The following is a 12,525-nucleotide window of genomic DNA, read 5'->3' on the forward strand; positions in this document are numbered from 1 at the left end:
CACAGGTCTTCAAGAACATGCATCCGGTTATGCTTACGCCTTACTGTCCTGTGTTGCACTTGATTTGACAATTGGGGTATTCATTTTTGGCCAGTATCTTGTGCCAGAGGCCCTTGACGCCCTGCACCATTTGCCACTTGGGTAAGATAGCCCCCGTCATGGCCGCAATACTGGGATCATTTTCAAATTTTAACACCATATTCTTAACGGCATCTTTTTCTAGCAGCCCGTCACTATCAATGTTAATGACGTAGATGCCAATGCTTTCATAAATCGCTGTGTTTAACGCCCGCGCCTTGCCTTTATCCGTATTGACGTACCGTAAAATCAGTTCAGGAAAGGTGTTTTGGGCCTTGGCATAGGCGCCAAAGCTATCATCCGTACTCTGATTGTTGGCCAAAACAACCTGCATGGCGTTCTTGGGGTACGACTGATTGTTAATGGATCGAATACACTCAAATAAAGTGTCCTCGGAATTGTAGACTGGCACAATGATGGTGACCCACGGCCATTTTCCTGGTGGCACTAGTTTGGGCTGGTGGAGATGCAGGTGCATTAATTTAATTGTCGAAACAATTGCTGGAATAATTTCCACAATAATTGGAATTAACGCCCACGTAATCCAGAATCCCATTCTGGTCAGTGCTAGATTGATCCAGTACATCACAGCTTATCATGCCTCCAATCAACAAAGTCTCGATACAGCCCCTGGGCCAACTGAGAATAGGTAAACACGTTGTAGTACAGGACAATAATCAGGACGTAAAAGATGAGCCGGCCGAGAATCGAGTGGGCCAGGAAGAACGTCTCACCACCCCCGAAATGAACGAAAGTAATCACCACACTTAAGCGCAAGACGTTGATGAGGAAGATGTAGATCAGGCCAAACAGTGAGTAGAACACCTTTTCCTTCCGTTTGTACATCGGAAAGAACGCCACCAACGCAATGAAGGCACAGGTCTCAATAATCCCTGAACATTCATAATCGATTGACATGATGACCGAGTTGCCCGCATTTGAGATGTAAACCAGACCCATCTTATACATAATCGTGCACCAATTGGTTACGTCGTTAAACAGTGCAACGCCGTGAATCACCGCATGGGTAAAGAACCAGACCCAGTATGGTCGGCTAATAGATGTCAGGATAAAGAAGAGTCCGGCACTCCCCGCAATAAAGTAGAAGGCGGATAGCCGAGCTCGTTTTAACACCGATAGTACGTATAGCCACACCACGATTCCTAGTAGAATACTTACTCTCATCAATACCAGTCCTATTAGTTAACTTATCAAACGGTTGCTGCGCTGCTTACTTACCGGCAGCATCGTTTTGGCGCCGCTTCAGCTTACCCGACTTTCTGAGTCGCCAGTAACCAAAACCAGCGATGAGCACCCCGATACCGGCAATGACGTAAGGACCGGTCGACCCACCGGCAACGGTTACTTTTTTGTCCCCGATGTTAGGGTTATACATGGTGATGGTCTGCCCCGTCATGCTGGAGAGCTTTAACTTGCTGACGTCAATCTGGAACTCAGCAATATTGTGTCCCTCACTGTCACTGGAAACGTAACCGTCCCCGACCGTCCCATAGGAGCTATCCGAGGTATCTTCATTATAGTTACCTGCCCGAAAAGTAACCTTAGTAGCACTCCCATGGCTAACCGGATTATATGGTATGTCCTTCGAGAAAACAAAAATTTTCTTACCATTGAAATCAAAGTTATAGTCCCCATAGCCAGGAACCATCCCATACTTCATCTTGACATAGACGTAGACCTTATCACCATCAGTCACCATGGCCGTATAGCCGTTGTAACCCTCAGTCAACGTGACGTTCTTCCAGTCCGCAAACTTACCATCAATCTTAATGTTGAGGTTATCATTATCATTGTTCGCATCGTTGTCGGTGGTTGTGGTGGCCTTGGAACTACTGTCAGCCTTACCATTGATGACACCTGAAGTCGCCGTAGCGGTACTGTCCGTGTCATTCTCAATAGCATCGACCTTCGTTGTGGCCGCATCGCTACCAATATTAGAATTGGTGATACCCACTTCATCGCCGTCAGCACTCTTCGACAAGCCAAACTTGGTCAAATCAAGTCTAAACTCGGCGATGTTATGACTCCCATCATTGGACGCATAGCCCGTCCCAACATTACCGTATTGGTGACCATCGTAATCACTGCCACCCGTTAACGTGAAGTTTTTCACGTCACCTTTATTTACATTGCCAATATCATCAAACCACGCGTGATACGTCTTCCCACCAATCGTGATGATGTAATCACCATGACCAGGGACCTGTGAATATTTCATTTTCACGTAAACATTGACGTATTTGCCGCTACTGACCAACGCCATATAACCGTTATTGTTCTCAGTCAAATGGACATTGTCCCAATCCGAAAACTTCCCATCAATCGTGATGTTATCACTCGCCTGTGCCGTCACCGTTGCCGGTTCAGCAGTGACGACTGCGCCAGCTAGTCCTAGCGCAACGACCCCAGCCATCATTAACTTCCACAACTTCATGAGGTAAACTCCTCCCTCTAAGAACAAATTGTCACCCGCCCAATTGGTCGATGACATCATTTAAATTTACAACTTAACTTACTATTATACGGTTAGTCTATGCCACCACAGTCAATTAAGCAAGACAACATTTTTCACGCAAATATGCTTTCTTGACCGCGCTTTTCACCTGAAACCGAGCCGGCCTGAAAGCACGCCATTACGGGAATTGATTAACGCCTGCAAGTATTTGTTGACACTAATAATAACCCATTGGCAATCACCCCCATTGTACTAGGTTTTGGACCAAGTAGCGACCAAATAATCTTTAAGAATTGCGAGGGACCACGAATTTCTCTGATGTGAAAAGGTCAGCCCATTAAATGAGCTGACCTTTTCAACGTTTAATCATTTTATGTTTGAAAATTCTCGTTTAATCCAACACCACGGTCTCATGAATCAGCCGCGCAATCGCGTTGACCTGCTCGTCCGTGAGGCCCAACCAATCGGGCAGCTTTTCGTGGACTTCGCTGTAGAAGCTCCGAAACAGGGCTGGCTTGGAGAAGCCCTCACCCCACTTGTTAAAGTCATCGTCGTACGGTTGGTCCAAGACGTTGTGCAGATCGATGACCTTGTTATCGGGGTCCTCACTCACGTAATTATAGAAAACAAATTCGTGGATGTAGGGTTTAATCCCCAATTGATTGAGTTTATTTTGAATCAGTCGGTTCAGGCTCAGGCCAGAGAGCACCACCTGGTTAATGGGGTTCTCGTCCCCCGCATAAACCTGGATATTATCAGGATTCTTGATGCACATGGTAAAGCTCTCGGTGCCCTGCTGCATGACTTCCTTGGGCAGCAACCGCTTCACCAAATACAGACCATCCATCGACCCATCTTTACCGACGCCAATCATTCGTAGTAGGTCAGCGAGCTTGATGTTGTGGTACACGGCCCCGGTCCAATATTTTGTCTCCAGCATGAAAATACCCTTACGGCAAACCACTAAGTGATCCACTTGCCGATTGGGAAAACGATTGTCGTCCGAATCAATGTAGAGGTTGGCAAAAATATGAAATTTGTCCTCCGGGAATCGTTTATCAAGCTGGCGTAACATTTTATAGGTGCGGTATTCACCGCGATTAGTATAGTTTTCTGACATTTTACTTCCCCCCATGAAACCAGTATAGGCCAAAATAGCTGACTCACCTAGTGAAGCCGGTTGGACCTTTTAGCCGCGCGTGATCAGCTCCCATGTAAGCAGGCTGACCACCGGATTGGCTAGTCGGTCGTTAAGACGGTGACCCGTCAAACCGGCGGAGTTCATCTAGCATGGCCGTGCGGCGCGGATAGGTCTGACGCCAGGTCTCGATTAAGTCCGTCGCGGTTGAGAGACCACCACGATAGGCGACCATCTGGTTTAGGACGACCAGACCCGCACTAAAAAACGGCTCAATCCCATTGTACCAGGACTGAACCGCAGACACATCTTCTATTTAGCAGCCTCGAGCACCGCAATCTCAATCTTCTTCATCTGCATCAATGCCTGCACCTGCGCTGGCGTCTGGGTCAGCTCGCCAATGTTTGCCGGAACGATTTGCCAGGAGACACCGAAACGGTCCTTAACCCAGCCGCACTGCTCGGCTTCGGGCACGTGGGACAGCTTTTGCCAGTAATAATCAATTTCAGCCTGGTCAGCGCATTCAATCGTAAATGAAATGGCCTCGTTGATACGAAAGCTCGGCCCGCCATCGAGCGCCAAAAACTTTTGCCCGTTTAAATGAAAGGACGCGTTCAAGATTTTTCCCTGCATATCGGTGAAATGTGAATCGAGGTCAGCATCAGGATAGTAAGTCACGTCGTCCAGCGTCGAATTGGGAAAGACACTGAGGTAGTAATGTACAGCCTCGTCACAGTTGTTGTCGGCGAACCACAGACTTGGAACGATTTGCTTCATAGGAAACCCTCCTGGAAAGCTTATTTTTCGTTAAGCGTACTGGATTTTGGGGACGATTTCAAGTGAATTGAACTGACCGTTCCGATTAGACCTATTAATCAAGACCGTTAGTGATTTGCTCTAAATCAAGCTTCAAGAAATTGATAACATCTACCATATGAAATACCTTGTACCCCATACTATGCAATTCTCGTACCCGTGCAGGTGTCGCCCCATTTGTCAAAATAACTGACTCAGCCGACTTAGCCAGTGACTTATAAATTCTCGCGCTTGCTTTTTCTTGAATCTCATCTTTTAGTCTATCAATTAAAGCCGCAGTATTTCCAGAACCTGTTTTAAAATATAGTGGCTCTTCTAAGACCAGAGAATACGTAGGCACTACTGTCTTTCTCAATGAGTCAACATCAATGTCATCATATGCTTCAGCCGATTCAATCAATCCATAATGTTCTTCAACAATATTTCCAACTATACGAGGCTTCTCTAAATAATTAAACTTACGCGCACCATAGGAAGTCGTCTCAGCTGATGTACTTAACCCACCTGCATATCCCATTGGTACTTGAATATTGGTCAGAACATTACCTGCGCTTAAATCTACTTTCATAGTCCTTTCCTTTAAGGCAACTGCTGCTTCTTTTGTTAAATTTTGCCCGACATAACGAAAATCAGAAGGGAACTTCTCTTTTACTCGTAAAAACAGATCATTTTTATTACTTGAGAGCTTCCCCCCATACCCTATACCTACATAAAAAACTTCATTTGTTTTTTTAATATACCATTCATAGACATTAAACGCGCCTTGCCCCCCTTTAACCTCCGAAGTGTTGGCCTCAGAATCTAACATCTCTACTGGTACCGCACGCCCCAAAATCCCATCACTAATATTTCCTTCTGCATCAATTACTAACAAAAGCTTTTTCAACGAACGACCTTCACCATTTAATAGCATATGTACAAGCTGACCCGCTTGAACATCATCATCAGCAGCACCTGGAACTAATAACAAAGGTAACGCACTTTTTACGGATAGATTCCTATCGATTTCATCTTTGACTACCCGCATCATTTGGCAAAAATGTGCTACTTGCTGCATACTATCTGTAATTTTTTCAAGGGTATCACTGGATACATTTTCGTTCTTGAAATAGACAATCACAGAGTCGTCCCAAATAAAATAGTTGATCTTCTCCATAAACAGATGTGCTTCATCTTCTAACGTACTGAAAGTCGATTTCGTATTAGGATGCAAAAGCTCAAAAATTTCTCCATCAACTAATTGGCCATCATCATTTAGTTTTAACAAGGCGGCATTTAGTGTGGATTCTTCATTTGCCTTGATCATTTTGGATACTTCACCTAAATCTTCAGGTTTACTAACTACTGGCAACAAGTACAAATCAGTACTCGACACTTCAAGATACTCTTTCATTCCTTTAAAATTATTTTTCAAATAATCGCATGTCTTCAAAGAATATTCCTTATCTTCTCGAACCAAGAGCTTATACTTTTGCCAATCTGATTTTTCACCAAAAACAACAATTATCGCATTCAGCGACTCCTCATAAAAAAAGCGAAAGTGAAAATCAATTTGAAACTGATTGGGATCAAAATGACTCGGAATCTCTTTAAATTCTTTTTTTGTTTTCTGCTTTGCTACGCTTTCTTGGGTTAACTCTTTATAATGTTTATTGGCTTTTTCCTGAGCTTGCCTCTCCCGTTCTCGATTCAGCCTTTCATTTCGATTTTTAATTCTTTCCGCTGCGATTTGTTCTCTCTTAATTTGTTCTTGATGTAGTTGCTTTTCCTTTTCTTGTCGGAAAAGTTCCTTTCTTTTCTCTACCCTTTCTCTCTCCTTCTCCTTGTTAGCAGATATACACCAGGCCGTGATACCAATAATAACAACTAATACAAATATTCCCACTTACTCCACTCCTAAACCTAATTTGACGTAAATCAGAAAGACTATTTGTTTGCCCACTTCTTCAGGCTTTCCCCAAATCGAACCGATTTGTAGTCAGTAAACTAAGTATATCAAATGTTGTGTTTATAGTAATCCCCTTTAAGTAAAAAGTGAAATTTCATTGATTATAAACTATGAGTAGAAACTAAAAATCGACCGAACCACTACCGGTCTAGTCGATTTTTGCAATTTACTATTATTGAGTTAAAACTAATTACCATTAAAACAATGTTCCATCTATCAATGACGCTTGCGAACAACTGGCACCAATAAGAGCGACAACAGCAATGCCCCCACGACAGCCCATAAGCTTTCATTCTTCTGGCTAGTTGCTGGTAAGACCCGCTGTTGCTGCCGGTTAGCAGTTTGCTGTTCGGTCGTCGTCGCGTGCTTAGACGCTTGCCGCAACCGGGCCGCAATGCTGGTCTGGCCGCCGAAAAGATGTTCGTTACCAGTCAATTGGTCACTAGTCGCCTGGCTGCTTGTCCGTGGATACTGGGTAGCCGCTCCTAACCGGTGTCGGTTATTTTGAGTCGCTTGCCGCCGCACACTGATTGGGTGTGAAGCTGCCTTCGACTGATGAATCTTCGGCATAACTAGGCCGTTGACAAATTTTGCCGCGTCCTTAACCCCTGCACCCGGTGTATCAGCAATCAGTGGATCACGACCCATTTTAGCCTCTTCACCGTCCAGTAAGCCGTCGCCATCCGTGTCCGGATTCAACGGATTCGTATGGTCGCGCAACTCATCGCCGTCGGACAAGCCATCCCCGTCAGTATCCGGATTCAGTGGATCAAGGTGATCCCGCAGCTCCTCACCATCGGGCACCCCGTCTCCATCCGTATCGACGGAACGTGGATTTGTGCCGGTCTTAATTTCATCGCTGTCACTGACGCCGTCGCCATCCGTATCCACTTTGCTAGGATCCGTCTCTGGCTGGTCGCTCGGGTAGCTTGGGTTGTCGGGGACTAAAGGATTTCTCCCAACCTTAATTTCATCGCCATCGCTCAAGCCATCCCCGTCGGTATCGGCGTTTAACGGGTCAGTCCCCGCTTTGATTTCATCACCATCACTCAGGCCATCGCCATCCGTATCTGCCTTGTTCGGGTCGGTACCGGCTTTCAATTCGTCCTCACTAGTGACACCATCCTTATCTGGATCGACCCCGTAGTGAATAAACTTCGGCGCACCGGGATCACTGGCATCGACGACCGTGACGCCGCCGTCACCATCCGGGAGCGTTACGGTAGTCGACTGCGGGTCAATTGTTTGTTCAACTGACTCTGACTGACCGTCCTTGGTTTCCTTCAACCTTTGTTCCCCAGCCCCAGTCTTGGTTGCTGGAACGTTCGTGTACACCGTCTGTGTGCCATCTGGCCACTTCTTCGTGATTTTCACCACGTTGCCAGCCGCATCTTTTTCGGTAATGGTTATCGTCCCATCCTCGGCAGTCTCTTTGCCTCGTACCGTCAAGGCCCCCGGCATAACGGTCACTTGGTAGTTGGCATTGCCACTGGTAGCGGTAATCGTGTAAACACCGGTCACTGGGTCGTCAGGCGCCGTGTACGTCAGCTGGAGATTGGCAATCTGGTCACCAGGCTTAAGTTCACCACTAGTGCTAGTGAGCTTCGCGTCATTCTGTGGATTCGGCTCGCCCTCATATTTCTGCTGACTAACAACCTGAATGATTACCGGTCGCTGGTTAACGGTTAGTGTACCGGTACCGAACGAGGTGTAGGTATAATTCTTATCTCCCGTTAAACTGTCTTGAACACTCTGTTTCAAGCGAATTTGGTAATCTCCGGCTTGCAATGCGTCAACGAGTTCGTCAGCGGGTGTGTCAGCGGGAACAACTTTTTTCGTAGCGTTATCAAAAAACTCGAAGTCCTTGGGATCAGTAATTTCTGTAGTTGTCGCTTGCTCAGGGTCTGTTGCCGATTGCTTGGATACTGTCGCTGACAGCTTAGGTAACGCATCACCGTAAACCATGGTAGCATTGGCAACCGTCACGCTCGCTTTTGCCGGCGCAATGGTCAAGGTCCCAACGTTATCAAACGATACCGCGTAATTCCCCGGGTCCGTAGTCGCAGCAATCGTATACTTACCAGCATTCGTGCCAGTCACCGTCAACTTAACACCGAGCGCATCAAGCGTGTCCGGTGTGACCAAGGTCCCCCCAGAAATATGAAATGTTGGTTTGGGTGTTGTCGCGCCATAAACAATAGCCAAATCATCCACATGAACCTGAATTGGCTTTGGCGCAATGGTAAAGGCCGTAGAAGCTGGATTGAGTGTCACAGTGTAGTTCGGATTAATCTCTGAAGTTGGATCCAAAGTAATGGCATAATCTCCCGCATTTTCGCCTTTTCCTCGGACTAATTTCACCCCAAGTTTGGCAATGTCATCTCCATTAACCATGGCATTCGCCGAATCACTGGTCAAGATCAAGGCTGGATCTTTATCACCATAGGTCTTCGTTCTAATGTCAGCGGTCACATAAATTTGCCGTGGGTTCACAGTGAGTTTTGCGGAATCAAATTCGGTGAAAGTATAATTGGGGTCACTCTTTAGCCTAGTCTGAGCTTTCGCCGTATACCGAATCGAGTAATCACCATTAGCCTGCAAGTCCTTCGGCTGAACCGACTGGCCGTCAGTGTCGACGATTTCAAAATCTCCCTGACTAAGCTGAAATTGAGGTTTCGTTTCATCACTCTTTAAAATGCCTAAACTACCAGAAAATTTCGGTACGTCTCCATAGTATACGGTTTCCGGACTCACAGTCACAGTCGCGGTCGCCACTTTGGGCGTAATTGTAACGCCCCCAGAAATATATAACCCCGCATTGGGATTCTTACTCAAGCTCTTTAAGTGAGCACGCCCGGCATCTGTTAGGTTAATCACGTACGTGCCCACATCCTTGGGTTCAGACAATGGGGTCTCAAGGTCATCAACATTTACATAGCTAAAGTATTCCGGATAGTTGCTAAAACTAGCCTTTTGTTCATCCGTAAGCTCACCAAAATCTTTCCCAAATTGGACGCTTGGGAATTTCTGTGCCGTGCCATAAACCTGCTTCCAGCTGCCAAATGTCGCCAATACATCCTGGGCATCCTGGTTCTTGGTCGTTAGGTCGTCTAGATTGACCTTAAAACTAACCAGCAGGTTTTGAACCTTCTTCAACGCGGCGTACCCATTTTGACCGTCCTGCCAAATATCTGTCGGAATCGTGGTAGTTGCTGCGCTTTCAAAGGCAGTCTTGGCATCCCCGTTGGTCGCGGAAATCTGCGTATAAACATCGGTAATTGTCTTAAATAGGGCATCTGCTGCATCTTTTTGAGCAGTCGTTAAACCACCAAGTGCCGTAAATTTCTGGTAAAGGTCAGTGGCCTCATTCTTATAGTCCTCCGCCTTTGCCTGGTTCGCAGCGGCTTGGCCCTCCCAGTACGTGAGGGTATCTTTCGTTGGTAACAATAAACTCCCACTAGCCTGCGGATTACCTTCGTCCATGGAATCCGTCGCGCCGGCATTGTCTACTGGGGACCAGTAGTAGTCGGCACTAGTGATGGGTGTCTTCCCACCACTAGTCACGTCTACACCATTGTTTTGGAGCGGCTGCCCGTTCAAACCATCAGTTACTGACTGGCCGGTCCCCACTGTCGCACGTACATTAACTGGCTGACCGTCCACCGTCGTACCAGTGGCCGTGTAGTAGTGACCGATTGGATTAGATTTAGCCGCTGGTGCCGACGTGGTTGTTCCAGTAGTTGATGCATCAATCAGAACCTGGCCAGCACCTGGCGCATTTAACGTGACCTCAGCCGGCGTGTACCCCGGAATCGACACCAAGACTGGTTTCCCCGCAACGGTCACCACTTCCACTGGATTTAACCCAGCAATGGGTTGCCTGGTCACAGAATCAACTGGCGTGACAGTCGCTTTAAATGCCAATCTTACCGGAACCGTCATGTTTTGGTTATCTGCATCGGTAACCGTATAACTGTAGTAGGTGTCATCCGCGATGTTCTTAAACGCATCGCCACCAATATAGTGAACCGTACCATTATTGTTGGCGACAACTTGATCCCCATCAATGACATAAATATTTCCCGCCGAATCCGTCGGGATAACTGCAATCAAAGACGGGTCAAGGGTTGGGTCAGCGGCCACTGCACGTTGGGCCGCAGCCTGCGTTGAGAAGATAGAGATGGTATCCCCAATGTTAGCTATGGCTTTAACGTTGGTTTTGTCGAGTAAAGCGCCAGAATCAGCAGAGTCAACTAGATTAACCTGTAGGGGAATCGTTTTTGGCGAATAACTAAAGTTAGTAATTTTAGCAGAATAATCGTTCATGCTACCACCAGTAGAAGCAGCTACTGAAATGGAATAACCAGTTTTAACATCATCGATATGCCGTGAAAGTGTAAGATTGTTTAGCTTAACCGTTAACATCTGTGTGGTAGCATCATAGTTCATCGTAAACGGATTTTCCGGATTAGAGGAACGCGTCAATTTATACTCGCTAGCATACCGCCAATCTATACCTTGGTCACCTGCCGATTGTAAAGTCCCACTTCCATCTGTATAACGCCAACCAACGTAAGGACTCCCCGTAGGATCACGGAAGTCCGTCTGATTATTATACTCATCAAATACAAAACCAAAGGCATTATCCAGACCAGCGATTCCTAAGCGTCCACCAGAACCACCTTCCGTAGCTTTCTCCGGATTACCTGGGGCAAAGATGAAGCCCACACTATCGGCCCCACCGTTATTTTTACTCCCAACTCCCAGTGCCCCCGTCATAGAAAAGTTGTGTGTGAAGTCAATCGCATGTTCGAACGACACATGGGCTACCTGATGCCCTTGGATACTGGTTGACCTATTAGGTGACGAATAATATTTGTGGTAGTCATTGGTTGTCAGTGAAATACTACCGTCCTTGCCAATTGTTTGCGTGGTCGTATTATCGGTCGGATCATCGTCCTGATCACTGCCACCCCGATTTTCAACGGTCGCCGTGAAATGTTGCCCAATTTGAGCCGCAGTTAAATTAACCTGCGATGTATCCGCCCCGACACTCACGTCGCTGTTCGCAGACAATACCGGATAGGTCTTTTCCGCAGCCGCGGCCTTAGCTGCCCCGGCATCGGTCCGACTCACCGCAATATTAGGGGTCACCGCCGTATAGCGTACAGCCCTCTGTGGGGTTGGTTTAACTGGAACTGGCTCCTTAGGCGTTGTTGGATCCTGTGGCTTTGATGTATCCACCGGTGGCGTGCTCGTCGTTGGTGTGGTTTTCAGCTTAGTCGTTGCCGGCTCAGTCACAGGCGCTCCTGGTGTGACGGCTGTGGTTGGTGGCTCCGTGGCCGCCTGCACGGTCATCGTGCCGGTACTTTCAGCGATGGCAACCGCCGAAAGACTTACCAGTAACGTCCCAAATAGCCGGGTCTTCACCCGCCACCCGGTGTGCCCTTTGTACAGAATTAAATGCTTCTTCACTGTTTGATTCGCAATTTTTTGTCTCAAGACCCAGATCTCCTTTTCGCCTGGTAGCGGTCGTTCCAGCCAACGACGGACTAGGTTCTCTTTTTAATTAACGCTCACGCTTAAATTTCCCCTGGAATCGGCAGCGCGTGCCGTTTTTGTGCTTGATTAGCTAAAACATAATAGTCGTGTGCGATTATTTCTGGCGCTAAATACGGTGGATTGCCCACGAGGCTCAGGGCGCTTTGCCACCAGTACAGGTCGTGCTTTTCAAAGTAACTGGTCATCTCGCCGGACAGTCCACTGAGCTGATCACGTTCGATGAACAAGAGTAAATCGACCAAATAGTCCAGATGCACCTGCAGGTCAACGTAGAGTTCCCCGTCTTGATTTTGCTCAGCTGACGTCGCCGACCACGTTGGGGCCAAAATCCAGGACCAATGGCGCGTGCCGGGCTGTTGCTGACGAGGCAGCGTCAACAGGGTCTTGCGTAGGTCAACCACGCGATCAGTAATATTGGTGACTGTTTTGGCGTAAGCCGCTTGATAGGTAAGCATCGAATCCCTCCTCCCAACAGTTTAAGTAGTTAATCCATGGTGCTATGTAAGC

General features: G+C 47.1%; 8 protein-coding genes. All 8 read right to left on the reverse strand.

Annotated elements, in window-relative coordinates; genetic code table 11:
• Positions 1 to 40 precede the first annotated feature (40 nt).
• Positions 41 to 664, reverse strand: a complete 624-nt coding sequence (locus JUF13_RS12535) for a glycosyltransferase (RefSeq protein WP_236002703.1) — start codon at positions 662 to 664, stop codon at positions 41 to 43.
• Complete coding sequence (gene xrtG / locus JUF13_RS12540; protein ID WP_125763736.1) at positions 664 to 1,263, reverse strand: exosortase XrtG; 600 nt, start codon at positions 1,261 to 1,263, stop codon at positions 664 to 666. The genes JUF13_RS12535 and xrtG overlap by 1 nt, the downstream gene beginning before the upstream one ends.
• A 46-nt stretch (positions 1,264 to 1,309) precedes the next feature.
• Complete coding sequence (locus JUF13_RS12545; RefSeq protein ID WP_203639953.1) at positions 1,310 to 2,533, reverse strand: Firmicu-CTERM sorting domain-containing protein; 1,224 nt, start codon at positions 2,531 to 2,533, stop codon at positions 1,310 to 1,312.
• 412 nt (positions 2,534 to 2,945) lie between these two features.
• Positions 2,946 to 3,674 (reverse strand): nuclease-related domain-containing protein, encoded by a 729-nt coding sequence (locus JUF13_RS12550; RefSeq protein ID WP_203639954.1) that lies wholly within the window; start codon positions 3,672 to 3,674, stop codon positions 2,946 to 2,948.
• A 330-nt stretch (positions 3,675 to 4,004) separates the two neighbouring features.
• A complete protein-coding gene (locus tag JUF13_RS12555) occupies positions 4,005 to 4,469 on the reverse strand; it encodes a VOC family protein (RefSeq protein WP_203639955.1) in 465 nt (154 codons plus the stop codon).
• 94 nt (positions 4,470 to 4,563) lie between these two features.
• Positions 4,564 to 6,393, reverse strand: coding sequence for a hypothetical protein (locus tag JUF13_RS12560; protein WP_203639956.1), 1,830 nt, complete (start codon positions 6,391 to 6,393; stop codon positions 4,564 to 4,566).
• A 279-nt stretch (positions 6,394 to 6,672) separates the two neighbouring features.
• Positions 6,673 to 11,958 (reverse strand): lectin-like domain-containing protein, encoded by a 5,286-nt coding sequence (locus JUF13_RS12565; RefSeq protein WP_203639957.1) that lies wholly within the window; start codon positions 11,956 to 11,958, stop codon positions 6,673 to 6,675.
• Between the two features lie 80 nt (positions 11,959 to 12,038).
• A complete protein-coding gene (locus JUF13_RS12570) occupies positions 12,039 to 12,473 on the reverse strand; it encodes a hypothetical protein (protein ID WP_203639958.1) in 435 nt (144 codons plus the stop codon).
• Between the last annotated feature and the right edge of the window lie 52 nt (positions 12,474 to 12,525).

The organism is Levilactobacillus wangkuiensis (genome assembly GCF_016861605.1).
Classification (GTDB): Bacteria; Bacillota; Bacilli; order Lactobacillales; family Lactobacillaceae; genus Levilactobacillus; species Levilactobacillus wangkuiensis.